We start from the raw sequence: 18,959 nt of genomic DNA, 5'->3' as shown, positions 1-18,959 counted from the left end.
GCTGAACACCCCTGTTGCCGCATCCTTGCCGGGATCGCGGCTTTTCTTATCCCGCGGGAGCTGCGATGGCTGAAGCTGTACGCCACGACAAGACTGCGCGCCAACTGCGGATGCTGTCCGATGCACTGGACAGCGGCCGGCTGGGCCCGGTACGTCGCCTGGTCAACACCCTGGCCCCGGCCGAGATCGGCAACCTGCTTGAATCGCTGCCGCCGGGCAAGCGCGAGGTGGTGTGGGGCCTGGTCGATCCTGAAGACGACGGCGAGGTGCTGGTCCACGTCGGCGAAGACGTGCGCGAAAGCCTGCTCGCGGACATGGACCCGGACGAGATCATCGCCGCGGTCGAAGACCTGGACATCGACGATCTGGCCGACCTGGTCGAAGACCTGCCGGATACGGTCATCGATGAAGTCCTCAAGTCGATGGACCGCGAGAACCGCGAGCGGCTGGAACAGGTGCTGTCCTATCCCGAGGACAGCGCCGGCCGCCTGATGAACCCGGACGTGGTGACCGTGCGCGCCGACGTCAACGTCGACGTGGTGCTGCGCTACCTGCGCCTGCGCGGCGAATTGCCGGACCACACCGACCACCTGTTCGTGGTCAGCCGGCGGCACCAGTATCTCGGCCGGGTGTCGCTGGCGGCACTGGTGACCCACGAGGACACCACCCCGATCAACCGCCTGATCGACGACGAGCAGCCGGCCATCGACGTCGGCGAGAGCGACCAGGAAGTGGCACGGCAGTTCTCCGACCATGACTGGATCTCTGCACCGGTAGTGGACGAGAACAACATCCTCGTTGGCCGCATCACCATCGATGACGTGGTCGACATCATCCGCGGCCAGGCCGAGCACCAGGCGCTGGGCGCCGCCGGCCTGGACGAGGACGAGGACCTGTTCAGCCCGGTCTGGCGCGCCATGCGCCGCCGCCTGATGTGGCTGTCGATCAACCTGTGCACGGCCTTCCTGGCCTCCAGCGTGGTCGGCCACTTCGAGGGCACGATCGACAAGCTGGTGGCGCTGGCGGTGCTGATGCCGATCGTGGCCGGCCTGGGCGGCAATGCCGGCACCCAGGTGCTGGCGCTGATGGTGCGTGGCCTGGCGTTGGGCCAGGTGGGCGCCTCCAACGCGCGCACGCTGCTGTGGAAGGAAGTGCGGGTGGCCGCGCTCAACGGCCTGCTGCTCGGCTCGATCCTGGGGCTGATCGTGCTGGTCTGGTTCCACTCGCCCGGGCTGTCGGCGGTGATCGCCATCGCGCTGACCTGCAACCTGCTGTTCGCGGCACTGGCCGGCGTGCTGGTGCCGCTGACCCTGAAACGCTTCGGCTTCGACCCGGCGCTGGCCAGTGGCATCTTCCTGACTGCCGTGACCGACTCGATGGGCTTCTTCACCTTCCTCGGCCTGGCCACGCTGGTGCTGCTGCATTGATCCCTGCCGGGCCGGATCCCCGCAACGCGGAGCTCCGACCCACACCAAGACCCAGGGTCGGATCCCCGCAGCGCGGGGCTCTGACCCGATTCCAACTGGACCCTCATGGCAACAACGATCGAAAACTATTTCCAGCCCGGCTGGCGCGACCAGCAGCACACCTGCCCAGCCTGCGAATGGAAGGGCAGCTCGCGTGCCATGGAGATGGAGCTGGACGAGGACGCCACCGAGTACGACTGCCCGGTCTGCGAAAACCCGTTGCTGGTGGTGCTGCACCCGGACATGGCGCAGGTGCAGGCCGCCGCCGCCAGCGGCAATGCCGAAGCCCAGGAACAGCTGGATATCATCGCCAGCTTCCCGCGCCCGCAGTGATGCGGCGCATGATGCCGCGTTGACCTGCGGCGGACTAGGATGCGGCTGAACCCACCGCTCCGGGAACGTCGATGGTCCGTACGATGATGCGCTGGCTGCCGATGCTGGCGATCCTGATGATGGCCGGCTGCGCCTCGCACCCGGACAGCACACGTGGCCGCTTCGAATCGCGTGCGGTGAAAGTGGATGGCCGTACCGCCTATTACCAGGTGTTCATTCCGGCAGCCGCGGCGCGCACGCCTGGCGCACTGCCGGTGGTGCTGTTCCTGCATGGATCCGGCGAGCGTGGCGGCGACGGCGTCAAGCAGACCCATGCCGGGCTGGGGCCGCACCTGCGCAGGCACGCGGCCGACTTCCCCGCGTTGGCCGTATTCCCGCAGGTGCCGGGCCGCCAGGAATGGAGCGGGCGCAACAACCGCGTTGCGCTGGCCGCCCTGGACGCCACCATCGCCGAGTTCGGTGCCGATCCCTCGCGGCAGTACCTGACCGGGATGTCGATGGGCGGCTATGGCAGCTGGAACATCGCGCTGGATCAACCCGGGCGCTTCGCCGCGATCGTGCCAGTATGCGGCGCAGTGCTGGCGCCGCGCGCGGTGCGTCCGACCCTGTTCGTCGAAGAGGTGGCCCAGGAATTCGATCCTTATGCCGTGATCGCCAAGCGGCTTCGGCACACACCGATCTGGATCTTCCATGGTGCGCTGGATGACGTGGTGCCGCCGGATGACGACCGCCGGCTGCACGCCGCATTCCAGAACGCCAACGCGCGTGACGTGCGCTACACCGAGTACCCCGAAGGCAACCACAATGCCTGGGACGCCACCTACGCGGACCCGGCAATGTGGGCATGGCTGTTCGCGCAGAAGCGCTGAACCGCGGCTTCTGCTGGGAAACATCTGTTGGTGGATACCTACCGTTGGTCGGCTTGGGTATTGGTGGGTGCCGACCGTTGGTCGGCTTGGGTATTGGTGGGTGCCGACCGTTGGTCGGCACTATCTCTCCGCTTCGGGGTAATCCATTGCTTGGTACCTCCCATCAATCTCCCATCGGCACCAGGCATACGGGTACTCTCCCAGGCAGCTCGCCAAGTTCGCCCTGACCGGGTTGGCGACGATGTACATCGCATGGCGAAACAGTGATTCTTCAGAACGAATGGCGTGATCGTGATAGCTCGATTGCCAAAATGGTCCTGTCTTGCCCAGCATGCGGTTGATCCGCAATGCACTGCTCGATTTGAAGCGTTGCATGATGTAGTCCAGCGAGAACGCACGGATCTCCACAAGCCAATGGATGTGGTCCGGCATGACCACATAGGCAAGTGAGTGCGTCAGGCCATCATCATCAATGCGACGGAACACATCCATCACCTCCTGTGCCGCAGTGGCATCATCGAAGTAGCGTCGACGTTCCTGGGTGACGGTGGTCAGGATGTAGGATTGCCCGATCCGGGAATGGCGGCCAAGGCGTAGGCGTGCGCGGTTCATGGGCCCAAGCGTGCGCCTGCCGGTATCTCTCTTCTATCGGGCAACACGTCAATACAGGTAGGCCCGAAACCATTCAATGGCCAGGCCCGCACTTCACCGCACTGATGGTTCAGTGCCGACCAACGGTCGGCACCCACCAAAGTGGTCAGCCCAGCAAGGTTTCCAGTACGGCCATGCGCACGGCGACCCCGTTGGCGACCTGGCGCAGCACCCAAGATTGCGGGCCATCGGCGACGTCGTCGGTCACTTCCACGCCGCGGTTGATCGGGCCCGGGTGCAGTACCGCAGCGTCCTTGCCGGCACGCGCCAGGCGCGCGCGGGTCAGGCCATACTGCGCGTGGTACTGCTCCAGCGACGGCACCAGGCCTTCTTCCATGCGCTCGCGCTGCAGGCGCAGCATCATCAGCGCGTCGACGCCTTCCAGCATCGCGTCGAAATCATCGCCGACCACGCAACCCTTCAGGGTCTCGTCGTCCGGCAGCAGCGACTGCGGGCCGCACACGCGGATCTCGCCCACGCCCAGCGTGCGCAGCGCGTGCAGGTCGGTGCGCGCCACGCGCGAGTGCTTCACGTCGCCGACGATCACCACCTTCAGCTTCGAGAAATCCGGGCCCTTGGCCTGGCGCAGGGTCAGCATGTCCAGCAGGCCCTGGGTCGGGTGCGCGCTGCGGCCGTCGCCGGCGTTGATCAGTGCGGTGCCCTCGCCCGCCGCCTCGGCCAGCGCGGCCACGGCGCCGTCATCGGGGTGTCGCACCACGAAGCCGCGCACGCCCATCGCTTCCAGGTTGCGCAGCGTGTCGCAGGCGGTTTCGCCCTTGCGCGTGGACGAGGTCGAGGCATCGAAGTTCAGCACATCGGCCCCGAGGCGCTGCGCGGCCAGCTGGAACGAGCTGCGGGTGCGCGTGGACGGCTCGAAGAACAGCGTGCACACCGCCGAACCGGCCAGCACGTGGCGCTTGTTGCCGACACGGCCGACTGCGGCGTCGCGGATCTGCCCTGCCCGATCGAGCAGCTGCAGCAGGGTTTCGCGCGGCAGGCCCTCCAGGGTCAGCAGGTGGCGCAGGCGTCCGGAGGCATCGATTTGCTGGGCAGTCATGGCGGGAGTCGTGCAGTCAGGGAATGGGGGTGGCGTCGTCGGGGGACGACAGCCAGCGGTCGATGATCACCGCCGCGGCCACGGCGTCGAGGGCGGCCGCATCACGGCGACGCTTGCGCCCTTCGGCGCGCTCGACGGCGAAACGGCGGGCCGCCTCGACCGAGCTGGAACGCTCGTCGATCATCACCACCGGCAGCTTGAAGCGTTCCCGCAGCTGGCGGGCAAAGCCCTGCGCACGCTTGCGGTTGGGCTGGTCCTGGCCGTCCAGGGTCAGCGGGTCGCCGACCACCAGGCCGTCGGGCTTCCATTCCTTGAGCAGGCGTTCGATCGCGGTCCAGTCCGGGCCGTTGCCGTGCACATCGACCACCGCCACCGCGCGCGCATGGGCGGCGAAAGCACTGCCGATGGCCACGCCGATGCGTCGCGAGCCAACATCAAAACCCAGAACGGTGCCGTCACGGCGGATCGCCGGCGCAGCAGGAACCGGGGCGGGCGTGATGGGCTCAGACATGGCCGCTGTAGTCGGTCAGCCGGAACAGGTCCACGCCGATGCGCGAAGCCGCTCCCTGCCAGCGCTGCTCCAGCGGCAGCTGGAACACCAGCTCGGCATCGGCCGGCACGGTCAGCCAGCTGTTCTCGGACAGCTCGCTTTCCAGCTGCCCTGCGCCCCAGCCGGCACAGCCGAGGGTGACCACCGCATTGGCCGGGCCTTCGCCACGCGCCATCGCTTCGAGGATGTCGCGCGAGGTGGTCAGGTACAGGCCGTGGCCCACGGTCAGGCTGGAATCCCACGCGCGCGCGTCGTCATGGATGACGAAGCCGCGTTCGGGATGCACCGGACCGCCATTGAGCACCATGCGCGCCTGCAGCTCGCCATCACCGGTGGTGATGTCCATCTGCGCGAGCACTTCACCCAGCGTGTATTCGGAAGGCTGGTTGACCAGCACGCCCATCGCCCCGTTCTCGTCGTGCTGGCAGATCAGCGCGACGCTGCGGGCAAAGGTCGCGTCGAGCAGCGACGGCAGCGCGACGAGCAGGTGATCGGCAAGGGAGGTCGGCATTACAGGCATGGGCCCATTCTACCTGCTGGGGGCGGGATGGTCGCGCGATGGCGCCGAACCGCGATGGGCTAGGATGGTGCTTTGCCACGGAAGGTCATTGATGCCATCTTCATCGCCCCTGACCCTGCCGGCACGCAGCGCCATCGTCCTGATCGCCCTGCTGCAGGGCCTGATGCTGTACGCCGCGCAGGAGCTGTCCGATGCCTGGCCGTTCCGCGATATCGGCTGGCGCTACTGCTGGTACGCCTGGGTGCTGGCCATTCCCAGCGCGGTGGCGCTGAGCCTGGTCGAGCTGGGCCAGCGCCGCCTGTGGCTGCAGGCCGCGCTCGGCTCGGCGGTGGTGCTGGCGCTGGCCGCCTGGATCGGCTGGAACCTCAATGGCGAGACCGCACTGGAATCGGGCGCGCTGCAGTTTCCGTTGACCCTGGGCATGGGCGTGGCGGTGTTCGTGGCCCTGCCCTGGTGGCAGTTCCAGCTGCAGCATGGGCACTGGCGCGCCAGCTATCCCGAGTTGTTCGAGCGCGCCTGGCAGAACGGTTTGACCCTCGCTTTGGCGGCGCTGTTCACCGGGCTGACCTGGCTGCTGCTGTGGCTGTGGGCAGCGCTGTTCCAACTGCTGGACGTGAATGTCTTCCGCGACCTGTTCCGGCAGGACGCTTTCATCGCACTGGCCACCGGCAGCCTGGCCGGGTTCGGCGTGCTGATCGGGCGCACCCAGCACCGCGCGATCCAGATCACCCGCCAGGTGCTGTTCGCGATCTGCCGTGGGCTGCTGCCGCTGCTGTCGTTCATCGCCGTATTGTTCGTGCTGAGCCTGCCGCTTACCGGGCTGGAACCGCTGTGGAAGACCCGTTCGGCCGCCAGCCTGCTGGTGGTGGTGTCGCTGCTGCTGGTGGCGTTCACCAATGCGGTCTACCAGCACGGGGAAGACAGTGTCTCCTACCCTCTGGTGCTGCGCAGGCTGGTCGAAGCCAGCCTGCTGACGCTGCCGGTCTACGCCGCGCTGGCACTGTATGCATTGGGCCTGCGCGTGGCGCAGTACGGCTGGACCCTGGATCGCTTCTGGGCGGTACTCGTCGCATTGGCCACGGCCGGCTATGCCGTGGGCTACGCGCTGGCGGTGCTGCGCCGGCAGCGCCGCTGGCTGCAGATGCTGGAGCCGGTCAACCGCTGGATGTGCTGGGCGGTGCTGGCACTGGCCCTGCTGGGCAACTCGCCCCTGCTGGACCCGGTGCGGCTGACCCTGTCCAGCCAACTGGAGCGGCTGCGCGCGGACCCGCCGGCGATCACCAGCAGCGACGTCAACGTGCTGCGCTTCGATCTGGGGCGCCGTGGCGTGCAGGCGCTGCGCGAACTGCAGCGCGATCCGGCCATCACCGCTGATGCCAACGCGCCACAGGTGATCGCTGCAGCACTGGCACGCACCTCACGCTGGGACGACGGCCATCGCCTCGACAAGGGGCCGCAGGACGTCGCCGCGCTTCAGCGCGCGCTGAAGCTGGCCAAGGGATCCAGTTCGCCACCGGACGACTGGTGGAAAGCTCTGGCCACCCGATCGATCAATGGCGAATCCTGCGCCCAGAGCGAGCGCGACTGCCTGATCGTGCATCGCGACCTGGACGGCGATGGTACCGGCGAGGTGCTGCTGTGCGAGCTGAACACCCACCGTGGACCGGACTGCGTACTGTACGCACGTGGCAAGGATTCGCAGTGGCGCCGGGCCGGTGCGCTGTTCGGCACCGTCAGCGGCCAGGCCGAGACGATCAACCAGGCCCTGCGTGACGGCAGACTCACGCTCATTCCACCGCGCTGGCCGATGCTGTCCATCGGCGGGCACCCTGCGGTGGCCATCGATCCCGAATCCGAATCCGATTCCAACGAGCCTTCCCCATGAGCGGCTACTGCCTCATCGCCCCGGGCCATCCGGTGCACGACTATTACCACGCCAACGAGTACGGCTTCCCGCAGCGTGACGAGCGCGAGCTGTTCGAGCGGCTGGTGCTGGAAATCAACCAGGCCGGCCTGAGCTGGGAAACGATCCTGAAGAAGCGCGAGGGCTTCCGCGCGGCCTACGACGGCTTCGATGTCGACCGCGTGGCCGCGTATGCCGAGCAGGACATCGAGCGCCTGCTGTCGGACGCGGGCATCATCCGCAACCGGCTGAAGGTGCTGGCGGCGATCCACAACGCGCAGGTGATCCAGCAGCTGCGGGCCAGCCATGGCAGCTTCGCGGCGTGGCTGGATGCACACCACCCGCGCAGCAAGGCCGACTGGGTGAAGCTGTTCAAGAAGACGTTCCGCTTCACCGGCGGCGAGATCACCGGCGAATTCCTGATGAGCCTGGGCTACCTGCCCGGTGCGCACGCCGAGGATTGCCCGGTGCATGCGCGGCTGCTGATGCTGTCGCCGCCGTGGTTGAAGGCCGCCGCCCGCTGATGGATATCCGCCGGGCATGGCCCGGCGCTGCCATGCATGGGTTCAGGTAGTGCCGGCCGCTGGCCGGCAACACCGTTGAACGTCACACGCCCATGTAGCGGCCGGGGCGGTGGTTGAACATCAGCACCAGGCTGAGCACCACCGCGCCGATGGCCGAGTACAGCACCTTCGATGGCGACAACACGAAGAACGCGGCCACCATCAGGCAGGCGTCGTAGGACATCTGCACCTTGCCCGCGCTCCAGCCACGGGTGCGCTGCAGGTACACCGCCAGGATGCCGATGCCACCAAGGCTTGCACGGTGGCGGATGAAGAACAGGATGCCCAGGCCGGACAACGCACCACCGACGATCGCAGAGTACAGCGGGTTGATGTGCGAGAAGTCGATCCAGCGCGGCAGCAGGTCGGTCAGCACGCCACAGGCGGTGACCGCAGCGAAGGTCTTCAGGGTGAATTCCCAGCCCATGCGCCGCAGCGCCACCCAGTAGAACGGCAGGTTGACCAGCACGAACACCAGGCCGAAGTTCCAGCCCATCGCGTAGTGCAGCAGGAAGGCCATGCCCGCCATGCCGCCGATCATCAGCCCGCCCTTGGCGAAGATGGCCAGGCCCAGCGAGGCCACAATAGTGGCCAGCACCATGCCCTGCACGTCCTCGGCGATCGAGTGACGCAGCGCTTTGTCGTCGGCGGTGGTGCCGGCGCTGTCGGGCGGCGGGGTCAGCGGACCGGCGGTGACCAGGTGGCCGTCAGCGTCGTCGCACGGCGCGGGGCCATGGGAGGGAAGGGACATGCGGGTGGGGGAACAGCAGGTGGGGAGCGCTATTAGACACGATCCGCATGACAGTTGCAGATGAAATCGTTCAGCTGAATGCGTCCTGCCCTGCCCTCCGCCGGCCGCTGGTTACCCCTTTCCGGCCAGGTGGTATGCCACCAGCGCGTTGGCGTGGCCATGGCCCAGGCCGTGCTCGCTCTTCAGGAAGCTGACCAGTTCCAAGTGTTTCAGGCCCTTCTTCCCCGCCAGCAGCCCGAACCAGTGCGCCACCGGCTGCCCGTAGGTCTTCTCGATGGAGGGGAAGTACGAGGCCGGGCCTTTCGGCTTGGTGTCAGTGCTCATCTGCAGCTCCCGTTGAAGTCATTCATTCGACGAACCACAGTCCCTGAAATCGACATACCCACACGTTTGACCCGGTGCCGACCAACGGTCGGCACCCACCAAGGCAGAATGCCGTTCCAACAGCTCGCGGGAAACTGTCGAAGGCGGGGTGGCTCAGGTTGCGGGGCGTGAGCGCCATGGGCCCGAGGCATGCCTCGGGCGGGTTGGGCAGGACGCCCCCCCGGTCTTGCCGTGTGCGCAGGACAGCGCACACGAGCAAGCGCGACCGAGCCACACGGACGGCGTCCCCCTCAACCGGACCCACCCCGCCATCCCACGGAATGCACGCATTTGACGTTGACGTTGCCTTGGCTTGAAGCAGGTGCCGGGCGCAGCCCGGCCGTATCATTCCCGCATGCCCCGCGAAAATCTCAACGACCTGCAGGCCTTCGTCCACGTTGCCCGCGAGGGCAGCTTCACCAAGGCTGCCGCCCAGCTGGGCGTGTCCCAGTCCGCGCTCAGCCATGCCATGCGCGGACTGGAGCAGCGCCTGGGCGTGCGCCTGCTGACCCGCACCACCCGCAGCGTCTCGACCACCGAAGCCGGTGCCCGCCTGCTCGATACCCTGGCCCCGCGCCTGGCCGAGATCGAGGACGGGCTGGCCGCGCTGGCCGAGTACCGTGAACGCCCGGCCGGCACCATCCGTATCAATGCCACCGGCCACGCCGCCGAGTACATCGCCTGGCCCAGGCTGGCGCCGCTGCTGCTGCAGTATCCGGATTTGAAGGTGGAACTGGCAGCCGACTACGGGTTGGCCGACATCGTGGCCGAGCGCTACGACATCGGCATCCGCCTGGGCGAGCGGCTGGCGCGCGACATGATCGCCGTACCGATCAGCCCGCCGCTGCGCATGCGCGTGGTCGGGGCGCCCAGCTACTTCCGCCAGCACGCGGTGCCGCGGCATCCAGACGACCTGGCCGGGCACAACTGCGTGACCCTGCGGCTGCCCACGCATGGTGGGCTGATGCCGTGGGATTTCGGCCAGGACGGCAATGAACTGAGCGTGCGCGTGAGCGGCCAGTGGACGTTCAACACCATGGGCATGACCCGCACCGCTGCGCTGGCAGGCAGCGGATTGGCCTGGCTGCCGGAAGACCGGGTGCAGCCGATGCTGGACGATGGCCGGCTGCAATCAGTGCTGGACGACTGGTGCCCGCACTTCGATGGCTACTACGCGTACTACCCTTCGCGCCGCCACGTGACCGTGGCGATGCGGACGGTGCTTGATGCGCTGCGCGGGCCGATGGCTGGATGAGGTGTGCGGACCAACGGTCCGCACCCACCTCGGTCCGCACCCGGTGATCAGCCCTTGGCCTGTGCCGCACGCTGCGGGTTGTAACGCTCGCCAACGATCGACACTTCGTCCAGCGCCTGCGCGATGCGTTGCAGTTCTTCCGGTGCCAGCTGCAGGTCGACCGCGCCCAGGTTCTCTTCCAGGCGATGAACCTTGGTGGTGCCCGGAATCGGCACGATCCACGGTGCCTGCGCGAGCAGCCAGGCCAGTGCGACCTGCGCAGGCGTCGCACCGCGCGCTGCCGCAATCGTGCTGATGCGATCCACCAGCGCCTGATTGGCGCGGCGCGCCTCCACTTCGAAACGCGGCACGCTGTTACGGAAGTCGTTGGCGTCGAAGGTGGTATCGGCGTTGATCGCACCGGTCAGGAAGCCGCGGCCCAGCGGGCTGAACGGCACGAAGCCGATGCCCAGCTCCTGCAGGGTCGGCAGCAGCTCACGCTCCGGTTCGCGCCACCACAGCGAGTACTCGCTCTGCACGGCGGTGACCGGCTGCACCGCATGCGCGCGACGCACGGTGGCAGCGCTCGCCTCGGACAGGCCGAAGTGGCCGACCTTGCCCTCGGCGATCAGGTCGCGCACGGTGCCGGCCACATCCTCGATCGGCACGTTCGGGTCGACGCGGTGCTGGTAGAACAGATCGATATGGTCGGTACGCAGGCGCTTGAGGCTGGCTTCGGCCACGGCACGGATGTTCTCCGGGCGGCTGTCCAGGCCGGCATCGGTGCGCGCGTCCTTGAAACCAAACTTGGTGGCGATCACCAGCCTGTCGCGGTAGGGCGCCAAGGCCTGGCCGAGCAGGTCTTCGTTGGTGTACGGGCCGTACACCTCGGCGGTGTCGAAGAAGGTCACGCCGCGCTCGACGGCAGCGTGCAGCAGGGCGATGCCCTGGCTCGGTTCGACCGGCTGGCCGTAGGCATGGGTCAGGCCCATGCAACCCAGGCCCAGAGCGGAAACCTTCAGGCCGCTGCGGCCGAGTTCACGTGTCTGCATCGTCGTACTCCAGAGGGGGAGTGCTGACGATACGCCTGCGGTGGCGATGGATTGAGCCGGCTGGACCGCAGTCGGTCATGACTGGAATTCATCAATCCGGTCATGACCGTTGCCGGCCAGGTCAGCGGATTTCGGAGATCTCCACCCCATCCAGCCCCTGCGACAGGGTGCGCGCGTCGCCGCCCTGGCTGAGCTTGATGCGCAGGCGCACCTCGTTCTGCGAATCGGCGTAACGCAGCGCGTCCTCGTAGCTGATCTCGCCGGCCTGGTACAGCTCGAACAGGCTCTGGTCGAAGGTCTTCATGCCCAGCTGGACCGAGTCCTTCATCACTTCCTTCAGCTTGTGGATCTCGCCGTCGCGGATGTAGTCCTGTACCAGTGGCGTGCCCAGCAGGATCTCCATCGCCACCTTGCGCGAGCGGCCATCGGGCGACGGCACCAGCTGCTGCGCGACCACGCCCTTGAGGTTCAGCGACAGGTCCATCAACAGCTGGTTGCGGCGGTCTTCCGGGAAGAAGTTGACGATGCGGTCCATCGCCTGGTTGGCATTGTTGGCATGCAACGTGGCCAGCACCAGGTGGCCGGTTTCGGCGAACGCGATGGCGTGGTCCATGCCTTCGCGGGTACGCACCTCGCCGATCATGATCACGTCCGGCGCCTGGCGCAGGGTGTTCTTCAGCGCAGCTTCCCAGCTGTCGGTATCGATGCCAACTTCGCGCTGGGTGATGATGCAGCCCTCGTGCTTGTGCACGAATTCGATCGGGTCTTCGATGGTGATGATGTGGCCGGTCGAGTTCTGGTTGCGGTAACCGATCATCGCCGCCAGCGAAGTCGATTTACCGGTACCGGTGGCACCGACGAACAGGATGATGCCGCGCTTGGTCATCGCCAGCGTCTTGATGATCGGCGGCAGGCTCAGCTCTTCCACGGTCGGAATGCGCGTCTCGATGCGGCGCAGCACCATGCCGACCTGGTTGCGCTGGTAGAAGCAGCTCACGCGGAAGCGGCCGACACCGGACAGGCCGATGGCGAAGTTGCATTCGTGTGTCTTCTCGAATTCCTCGCGCTGTGCCGGGGTCATCACGTTGAGGACCAGGTCGCGGCTCTGCTGCGGCGTCAGTGGCGTCTGCGTGATCGGCGAGATCTTGCCGTTGACCTTCATCGCCGGTGGCATACCCGCAGTGATGAACAGGTCAGAGGCGCGCTGGTGCGCCATCAGCTTGAGGAACGAAGTGAAATCGATGGTGGTCGCGGTGGTGTTCACGGCGGGCTCCCGGAAAGCGGTTTACCAGGTAACGGTCGGTGGAGGAAACAACACGGAGCGGCCGCGCCATTGCGCGCGCCGCCCGTCGCTGTCCCGCCTTACTCGAACAGGCGCTTGTCCTTGGCGTACTCGCGGGCCTGGTTGCGGGTGATCAGGCTGCGCTTGACCAGGTCCTGCAGGTGCTGGTCCAGGGTCATCATGCCGTACTGCTGGCCGGTCTGGATGGCCGAGTACATCTGCGCCACCTTGTCCTCGCGGATCAGGTTGCGGATGGCCGGGGTGCCGACCATGATTTCCCACGCCGCGGTACGGCCGCCGCCGACCTTCTTCAGCAGTGCCTGCGAGATCACCGCACGCAGCGACTCGGACAACATCGAACGCACCATCGGCTTTTCGCCGGCCGGGAACACGTCGATGATACGGTCGATGGTCTTGGCCGCCGAACTGGTGTGCAGGGTGCCGAACACCAGGTGGCCGGTTTCCGCAGCGGTCAGTGCCAGGCGGATGGTTTCCAGGTCGCGAAGTTCGCCGACCAGGATGATGTCCGGGTCCTCACGCAGTGCCGAGCGCAGTGCTTCGTTGAACCCATGCGTGTCACGGTGCACTTCGCGCTGGTTGATCAGGCACTTCTGCGAGGTGTGCACGAATTCGATCGGATCCTCGACGGTGAGGATGTGGCCGTATTCGTTCTTGTTGATGTAGTCGATCATCGCCGCCAGCGTGGTCGACTTGCCCGAGCCGGTCGGGCCGGTCACCAGGATCAGGCCCTGAGGTTGCTGGATCACCTCGCGGAACAGCGGCGGGCAGGCCAGGTCCTCGAGGGTGAGCACCTCGGACGGAATGGTACGGAACACCGCACCGGCGCCGCGGTTCTGGTTGAACGCGTTCACACGGAAGCGCGCCAGCGACGGGATCTCGAAGGAGAAGTCCACTTCGAGGAATTCCTCGTAATCGCGGCGCTGCTTGTCGGACATGATGTCGTACACCAGCGCGTGGACCTGCTTGTGGTCCAGGGCCGGGATGTTGATCCGGCGAACGTCGCCGTCCACGCGGATCATCGGCGGCAGGCCTGCAGACAGGTGCAGGTCGGACGCTTTGTTCTTTACGGAAAACGCCAGCAGTTCGGCGATATCCATGAGCGGCTACTCCCCAATAACGGCTTCGACTGGAAGGATCTTTCCCCGGGCGGCAGTATAGCCTCCTGATTCAACGGAACGCGTTACGTGGCCACTCCCCTGCCCCAGATCCTGAGCAACCTGCATGCCGCCGCCGAGGCGGCCGGCCGGCCCGATCCGCGCCTGCTGGCCGTGTCCAAGACCCAACCGGCCGAGGCCGTGGCCGCGCTGGCCGCACAGGGCCAGCAGGCCTTCGGCGAGAACTATGTGCAGGAAGCGCTGGCCAAGATGCAGGCACTGCAGCACCTGGCGCTGGAGTGGCACCTGATCGGCCACCTGCAGTCGAACAAGGCCGAGGCGGTGGCCACCCATTTCGACTGGGTGCAGAGCGTGGACCGGCCCAAGCTGGTAACGGCGCTGGCGCGCCATCGCCCGGCCGCACGCGGCCCGCTGAATGTGCTGATCCAGGTCAACATCGACGATGAATCGAGCAAGCACGGCTGTGCACCGGAGGATGTCGAGGGGCTGGCCGCAGCGATTGCCGCCGAGCCCTCGCTGTGCCTGCGTGGCCTGATGGCGATTCCTGCGCCGTGGCCCGAGGTGGAGCGCCGTCGGGATGCGTTCGTGCGCATGCGCACACTTTTCCAGTCGCTGGCCGCCCAGCGCGCGCAGGTCGACACGCTGTCGATGGGCATGAGCAGCGACTACGCCGAAGCCATCGCCGAGGGCGCCACCCTGGTGCGCATCGGCACCGCCCTGTTCGGCGCGCGCGCGCGCCCGGCCTGATTTTCCAAGGAGACTTCCATGGCAGCTGATTCCATCACCTTCATCGGCGGCGGCAACATGGCCCGCAGCCTGATCGCCGGCCTGATCCGCCAGGGCGTGCCCGCCGCGCACATCCATGTGGCCGAACCGGTTGCAGCGCTGCGCGAGTCGCTGGCTGCCGACTTCGGCGTGCAGGTACACGACAACGCCACCGATGCCGGCGCACAGGGCAGCACCTGGCTGCTGGCGGTGAAGCCGCAGGTGCTGCGTGAGGTCTGCCAGTCGCTGCAGGCACTGGCCCAGGCAAACCGGCCGCTGGTGGTGTCGATCGCTGCCGGCATCACCAGCGCACAGCTGGAGCGCTGGCTGGGTGGCAACCTGCCGGTGGTGCGCGCAATGCCCAATACCCCCGCTCTGCTCGGCGCCGGCGTGACCGGCCTGTATGCCACGCCCTCGGTGAATCCGCAGCAGCACGCGCAGGCCGAACAGGTGCTGGCCAGCGCTGGGCGCACGGTGTGGATCGAACGCGAGGCACTGATGGATTCGGTCACCGCCGTGTCTGGCAGCGGGCCGGCCTATGTGTTCCTGCTGGCCGAAGCGATGGAAGCGGCGGGCATTGCCCAGGGCCTGCCGGCCGAGGCCGCGCGCACGCTGGTGGTGCAGACCCTGCTGGGCGCCTCGCGCATGCTGGATGAGGCCGGTGAGAGCCCCGCAGAGCTGCGCCGACGCGTGACGTCACCCAACGGCACTACCCAGGCCGCGATCGAGAGCTTCCAAGCTGGCGGCTTCGAGGCACTGGTGGACACCGCACTGCGCGCCGCGCAGGTGCGTGGACAGGAATTGTCTGCGGCGAATGATTGATCCCCTGGGGTCAGATCCCTTTGCCGAGGCAAAGGGATCTGACCCCATCTACCCCGATGATCACTGCCCCAACGTGGCCATGACGAAATCGACGAAGCACTGCAAACGCGGGCGCGGGCGTCGATCGGGCAGGTACATCAGGTGCATCGGCCGCGGTTCCGGCAGGTAGTCGCGCAGCAGCGGCTTCAACCGTCCCGCTGCGATCTCCGCCGCCAGCAGTGCGGTGGGCTGCAGTACCAGCCCGGCCCCGGCTACGGCGGCTTCGCGCAACGCGAAGCCATCGTTGCTGCTCAGCCGTGCCTCCCAGTCGACCTGTTCGCCGTTGGCCAACTGCCAGCCATGCCCGCCGCGCCAGGCCAGGTGGCTCAGGCAGTCGTGCCCCTGCAGGTCATCCGGTGTTCGCGGCGTGCCGCGCCTGCGCAGGTAAGACGGCGCCGCGCACAGGCTCATCGCATACGGCGGCAGCGGCCGCGCCACCACCTCCTGCGATGGCAACGGCCCGACCCGGATCGCCGCGTCGAAGCCATCTTCGATCAGGTCCACGCGGCGGTTGCTCAGGTCCAGCTCGATATTCAACTGCGGCTGCGCACGCAGCAGGCCAGCCAGCTGCGGCGCCAGCACGCAGCTGCCCCAGGTGGTGGGCGCGCTGACCCGCAACAGGCCACGCGGCTGTACCTGCAGGCCGGCCACATCGGCCTCGGCCTGCTGCACCTGCTCCAGCACCTGCCGGCACCCGGCCAGGTAGGCGCTGCCGGCTTCGGTCAAGCGCTGGCGGCGGGTGTTCCGTTGCAGCAACGCGGTGCCCAGATGTGCTTCCAACTGCTGGATGTACTTGCCCACCATCACCGCCGACACCTGCAGCTGTTCGGCGGCCCCTGCAAAGCTGCCGCGTTCGGCCACGGCGACGAAGGCCTGCATGCAGCGAAGGGTATCCATTGCTAATCCAGAGTTAGGAATCTGCGAATCATACGCCGCTTACCTAACCACGCTGTGACGGCGCAGACTGCGCTCACTCCCACACGCAAGGAACGGCCATGAAGATCCTCCTCGTCGGTGCCAGCGGCACCCTCGGCCAGGCAGTCGCCCGTCAGCTCGGCCAACAGCATCAGATTCTCGCCGCCGGCCGCCGCAGTGGCGAACTGCGTGTGGACCTGACTGACGACGCCAGCGTCGCCGAACTGTTCGCCCGCACCGGTGCAGTCGATGCGGTGATCTCCACCACCGGCTCGGTGCATTTCGGACCGCTGCAGGAGATGACGCCCGAGCAGTTCACTATCGGCCTGCAGGACAAGCTGCTGGGACAGGTGCGGCTGGCACTGGCCGCGCAGCACCACCTCAATGCCGGTGGCTCGATCACCCTGACCAGCGGCATCATCAGCGCGCAGCCGATCCGCGACGGCGTCAACGCCACCGCAGTGAATGCCGCACTGGAAGGCTTCGTGCGCGCCGCCGCACTGGAGCTGCTGCCGCGCGGCCTGCGCATCAACGTGGTCAGCCCGAACGTACTGATCGAATCAATGGCGGCCTACGGCCCCTACTTCCCGGGCTTCGAAGCGGTAAGCGCACAACGCGCCGCACTGGCCTTCCAGCGTGCAGTGGAAGGCATCCAGAGCGGCGAGACGATCACGGTCTGGTAAGAAAAAGGGGACGGAGGGGATCAAGTCGTTTTCGTCCGCCGGGCATGGCCCGGCGCTACCGGGAGCGCGTCCCCTTTTTCATTCCCAGCGCATCGGGCCATCGCCGCGTTCGCCGAGAACGTCGCCAGGGTTGGCCAGGCGGCAATGCTGCAGTGACAGGCAGCCACAGCCGATGCAGCCGGTCAGTTCATCGCGCAGCAGCTGCAGCATGTGGATGCGCTCTTCCAGCTCGGTGCGCCAGCGCGCGGACAGCTTGGCCCAGTCAGCCTTGGTCGGTGCACGGCCTTCAGGCAGGCTCTCGAAGGCGCGGCCGACCGCTTCCAGTGGCATGCCCACCCGCTGCGCAACGCGGATCACCGCCAGCCGGCGCAGCACGTCGCGGCTGTAACGGCGTTGGTTGCCCGAGGTGCGCAGGCTGCTGATCAGCCCCTTGCGCTCGTAGAAATGCAGTGCGGAAACGGCCACGCCACTGCGCTGGGAAACCTCGCCAACGCTGAGTTCCTGGGATGCCATTGCTTGACCTCAACTATAGTTGAGGTGGCATGCTGCTATCTTCGCCGCCCGTTGACAAGCGCGGCCCGCCCCTGACCGGTATGACCCCGACCCTCTCTCCCGCCGACACCCGCCTGCCGGCTGACACATCGATCCTGTCCGCGCGCTACCGCGCCACCACCCTCGGCATGGTCGCGCTGGTCGCGCTGCACGCCTTCGAAGCATTGGCCGTCGCGGCCGCGATGCCCACGGTGGCCGAAGCACTCAGCGGCCTGCGCCTGTATGCGCTGGCCTTCGGTGGCACACTGGCCACCAGCGTGATCGGCATGACCCTGGCCGGACGCTGGGCCGACCGCCAGGGCCCGGCACGGCCGCTGTGGTACGGCCTGGCCTGCTTCGTGCTGGGCCTGCTGCTGGCCGGCTTCGCCGTGCGCATGGGCATGCTGGTGGCCGGGCGCCTGCTGCAGGGCCTGGGTGCGGGCGCGATTTCGGTCTCGCTGTACGTGATGGTCGGCCGCAGCTACCCCGAGCACCTGCGGCCGAAGGTGTTCGCGGCATTCTCGGCGGGCTGGGTGGTGCCCTCGATGGTCGGCCCGGCGCTGAGCGGCCTGATCGTCCAGCATCTCGGCTGGCGCTGGGTGTTCCTGGCGGTGCCGCTGCTGGCAGTCCCTGCTGCCCTGTTGCTGCGGCCTGCGCTGGCGCGCATGCAACCCTCCGCCGACAGCAACGACGACGAGGGGCGCGGCAACGTCGTACGTTGGGCCAGTGGTGCATCGCTGGCGGCGCTGCTGCTGTACTTCGGCGGCCAGCAGCACGGTCCGACCGCCCTGCTCTGCATCAGCGTGGCGATGCTGGCGCAGCTGCTATGCGTGCATCGCCTGCTGCCGGCCGGAACGCTGATCCTGCGCAGGGGCCTGCCCAGCGTGATCGCACTGCGCGGCATCGCCGCCGCCGCATTCTTCGCCTGCGAAGCCTACCTGCCGCTGCTGCTTCAGCGCGAACGCGGGCTCCCGCCCAGCTGGGCCGGCGCGGTGCTCAGCCTCGGCGCACTCGGTTGGTTCGCTGGCTCCTGGCTGCAGGGTCACCAGCAGCGCGGCTGGTCACGCCAGCAGCTGCTGCGCGTCGGCACGGCGATGATGACGGTCGGCATCGCCGCAACGCTTGCGGTGTTGTTCAATGCAGTGCCATTGCCGGTGGCCCTGGTGGGCTGGACGGTCACCGGTTTCGGCATGGGCATGATCTACGCCAGCCTCTCGGTACTCACGCTTTCGCTGTCAGCAGCGCATGAGCAGGGTGCCAACACGTCGGCCCTGCAGCTGAGCGAGGCCCTGTCGGTGACCACCGCGCTGGCGGTCTCCGGTGCGTTGTTCGCGCTGTTCGTGGAAAGCGCGCCGCACACCGGCTACCTGCTGTGCCTGGCGATCACCTTCGGCCTGGCGGTGCTGGCCGCGGTGATCGCGCGGCGGGTGTAGCGTCGCCCGGTTTCGGCAGTGTCGGCCGCTGGCCGGCACCA

At 67.3% G+C, this 18,959-nt stretch carries 21 protein-coding genes; 10 read left to right on the top strand and 11 right to left on the bottom strand.

The window, feature by feature from the left end; genetic code table 11:
- Nucleotides 1–65 precede the first annotated feature (65 nt).
- From mgtE to ACSDHM_RS03385, 3 genes are all read left to right on the top strand, one after another.
- Entirely contained in the window at nt 66–1,427 is a 1,362-nt protein-coding gene (gene mgtE / locus ACSDHM_RS03395; RefSeq protein ID WP_049410631.1) for a magnesium transporter, read from the top strand.
- Nucleotides 1,428–1,532: 105 nt separating this feature from the next.
- Entirely contained in the window at nt 1,533–1,799 is a 267-nt protein-coding gene (locus tag ACSDHM_RS03390) for a hypothetical protein (RefSeq protein WP_061479786.1), read from the top strand.
- Between the two features lie 71 nt (nt 1,800–1,870).
- Nucleotides 1,871–2,668, top strand: a complete 798-nt coding sequence (locus tag ACSDHM_RS03385; protein WP_353762001.1) for a prolyl oligopeptidase family serine peptidase — start codon at nt 1,871–1,873, stop codon at nt 2,666–2,668.
- A gap of 120 nt (nt 2,669–2,788) precedes the next feature.
- Here ACSDHM_RS03385 and ACSDHM_RS03380 read toward each other — a convergent pair whose 3' ends face one another.
- The 4 genes from ACSDHM_RS03380 to ACSDHM_RS03365 all read right to left on the bottom strand — a co-directional run bounded on the left by ACSDHM_RS03380 (nt 2,789) and on the right by ACSDHM_RS03365 (nt 5,446).
- Nucleotides 2,789–3,280: an REP-associated tyrosine transposase gene (locus ACSDHM_RS03380; protein WP_088497785.1), complete on the bottom strand. Its 492-nt coding sequence runs from the start codon at nt 3,278–3,280 to the stop codon at nt 2,789–2,791.
- 145 nt (nt 3,281–3,425) lie between these two features.
- Nucleotides 3,426–4,376 carry an aspartate carbamoyltransferase catalytic subunit gene (locus ACSDHM_RS03375; protein ID WP_072168199.1) on the bottom strand — a complete coding sequence of 317 codons (951 nt, stop codon included), beginning with the start codon at nt 4,374–4,376 and terminating at the stop codon, nt 3,426–3,428.
- A gap of 16 nt (nt 4,377–4,392) precedes the next feature.
- Nucleotides 4,393–4,887, bottom strand: coding sequence for a Holliday junction resolvase RuvX (gene ruvX / locus ACSDHM_RS03370; protein ID WP_049410643.1), 495 nt, complete (start codon nt 4,885–4,887; stop codon nt 4,393–4,395).
- On the bottom strand, nt 4,880–5,446 hold the full coding sequence (locus ACSDHM_RS03365) for a YqgE/AlgH family protein (RefSeq protein ID WP_072168200.1): 567 nt from the start codon (nt 5,444–5,446) through the stop codon (nt 4,880–4,882). The genes ruvX and ACSDHM_RS03365 overlap by 8 nt, the downstream gene beginning before the upstream one ends.
- Before the next feature lie 91 nt (nt 5,447–5,537).
- On the opposite strand from ACSDHM_RS03365, the gene ACSDHM_RS03360 reads away from it, so the two are divergent.
- Complete coding sequence (locus ACSDHM_RS03360; protein ID WP_439426655.1) at nt 5,538–7,331, top strand: DUF4153 domain-containing protein; 1,794 nt, start codon at nt 5,538–5,540, stop codon at nt 7,329–7,331.
- Complete coding sequence (locus ACSDHM_RS03355) at nt 7,328–7,873, top strand: DNA-3-methyladenine glycosylase I (RefSeq protein WP_072168202.1); 546 nt, start codon at nt 7,328–7,330, stop codon at nt 7,871–7,873. Before ACSDHM_RS03360 ends, ACSDHM_RS03355 begins: the two co-directional genes overlap by 4 nt.
- 82 nt (nt 7,874–7,955) lie before the next feature.
- Here ACSDHM_RS03355 and ACSDHM_RS03350 read toward each other — a convergent pair whose 3' ends face one another.
- Together ACSDHM_RS03350 and ACSDHM_RS03345 are read right to left on the bottom strand one after the other, a co-directional pair.
- Nucleotides 7,956–8,663 (bottom strand): YitT family protein, encoded by a 708-nt coding sequence (locus ACSDHM_RS03350; protein WP_353762006.1) that lies wholly within the window; start codon nt 8,661–8,663, stop codon nt 7,956–7,958.
- A gap of 111 nt (nt 8,664–8,774) precedes the next feature.
- Nucleotides 8,775–8,987, bottom strand: coding sequence for a DUF4287 domain-containing protein (locus ACSDHM_RS03345; protein ID WP_439426654.1), 213 nt, complete (start codon nt 8,985–8,987; stop codon nt 8,775–8,777).
- 394 nt (nt 8,988–9,381) lie between these two features.
- On the opposite strand from ACSDHM_RS03345, the gene ACSDHM_RS03340 reads away from it, so the two are divergent.
- Nucleotides 9,382–10,281: a LysR family transcriptional regulator gene (locus tag ACSDHM_RS03340; RefSeq protein WP_151355008.1), complete on the top strand. Its 900-nt coding sequence runs from the start codon at nt 9,382–9,384 to the stop codon at nt 10,279–10,281.
- Nucleotides 10,282–10,328: 47 nt separating this feature from the next.
- Here ACSDHM_RS03340 and ACSDHM_RS03335 read toward each other — a convergent pair whose 3' ends face one another.
- The 3 genes from ACSDHM_RS03335 to ACSDHM_RS03325 form a co-directional block, all read right to left on the bottom strand.
- Nucleotides 10,329–11,312 carry an aldo/keto reductase gene (locus tag ACSDHM_RS03335; protein ID WP_072168205.1) on the bottom strand — a complete coding sequence of 328 codons (984 nt, stop codon included), beginning with the start codon at nt 11,310–11,312 and terminating at the stop codon, nt 10,329–10,331.
- Between the two features lie 121 nt (nt 11,313–11,433).
- Nucleotides 11,434–12,576, bottom strand: coding sequence for a PilT/PilU family type 4a pilus ATPase (locus ACSDHM_RS03330; RefSeq protein WP_005415539.1), 1,143 nt, complete (start codon nt 12,574–12,576; stop codon nt 11,434–11,436).
- 98 nt (nt 12,577–12,674) lie between these two features.
- Complete coding sequence (locus tag ACSDHM_RS03325; protein WP_004147099.1) at nt 12,675–13,712, bottom strand: type IV pilus twitching motility protein PilT; 1,038 nt, start codon at nt 13,710–13,712, stop codon at nt 12,675–12,677.
- Between the two features lie 87 nt (nt 13,713–13,799).
- On the opposite strand from ACSDHM_RS03325, the gene ACSDHM_RS03320 reads away from it, so the two are divergent.
- Nucleotides 13,800–14,477, top strand: coding sequence for a YggS family pyridoxal phosphate-dependent enzyme (locus tag ACSDHM_RS03320; RefSeq protein ID WP_005415538.1), 678 nt, complete (start codon nt 13,800–13,802; stop codon nt 14,475–14,477).
- A gap of 18 nt (nt 14,478–14,495) precedes the next feature.
- Nucleotides 14,496–15,317: a pyrroline-5-carboxylate reductase gene (proC, locus tag ACSDHM_RS03315; protein WP_188241212.1), complete on the top strand. Its 822-nt coding sequence runs from the start codon at nt 14,496–14,498 to the stop codon at nt 15,315–15,317.
- Between the two features lie 60 nt (nt 15,318–15,377).
- Here the strand turns inward: proC and ACSDHM_RS03310 are convergent, their stop codons facing one another.
- Nucleotides 15,378–16,253: a LysR family transcriptional regulator gene (locus tag ACSDHM_RS03310; RefSeq protein WP_188241213.1), complete on the bottom strand. Its 876-nt coding sequence runs from the start codon at nt 16,251–16,253 to the stop codon at nt 15,378–15,380.
- Nucleotides 16,254–16,351: 98 nt separating this feature from the next.
- On the opposite strand from ACSDHM_RS03310, the gene ACSDHM_RS03305 reads away from it, so the two are divergent.
- Nucleotides 16,352–16,954 carry a short chain dehydrogenase gene (locus tag ACSDHM_RS03305; protein WP_072168209.1) on the top strand — a complete coding sequence of 201 codons (603 nt, stop codon included), beginning with the start codon at nt 16,352–16,354 and terminating at the stop codon, nt 16,952–16,954.
- A 78-nt stretch (nt 16,955–17,032) separates the two neighbouring features.
- On the opposite strand, the gene soxR is transcribed toward ACSDHM_RS03305, so the two are convergent.
- Nucleotides 17,033–17,467 carry a redox-sensitive transcriptional activator SoxR gene (gene soxR, locus ACSDHM_RS03300; RefSeq protein WP_005415534.1) on the bottom strand — a complete coding sequence of 145 codons (435 nt, stop codon included), beginning with the start codon at nt 17,465–17,467 and terminating at the stop codon, nt 17,033–17,035.
- A gap of 29 nt (nt 17,468–17,496) precedes the next feature.
- On the opposite strand from soxR, the gene ACSDHM_RS03295 reads away from it, so the two are divergent.
- Complete coding sequence (locus tag ACSDHM_RS03295; protein WP_111007637.1) at nt 17,497–18,918, top strand: MFS transporter; 1,422 nt, start codon at nt 17,497–17,499, stop codon at nt 18,916–18,918.
- The last annotated feature ends 41 nt before the right edge of the window (nt 18,919–18,959 follow it).

The sequence above is a fragment of the Stenotrophomonas sp. T8 genome (genome assembly GCF_051853085.1).
Classification (GTDB): Bacteria; Pseudomonadota; Gammaproteobacteria; order Xanthomonadales; family Xanthomonadaceae; genus Stenotrophomonas; species Stenotrophomonas sepilia.
Note: the sequence above shows the minus strand (reverse complement) of the source record. Positions and strands in the feature narration are given on the sequence as shown.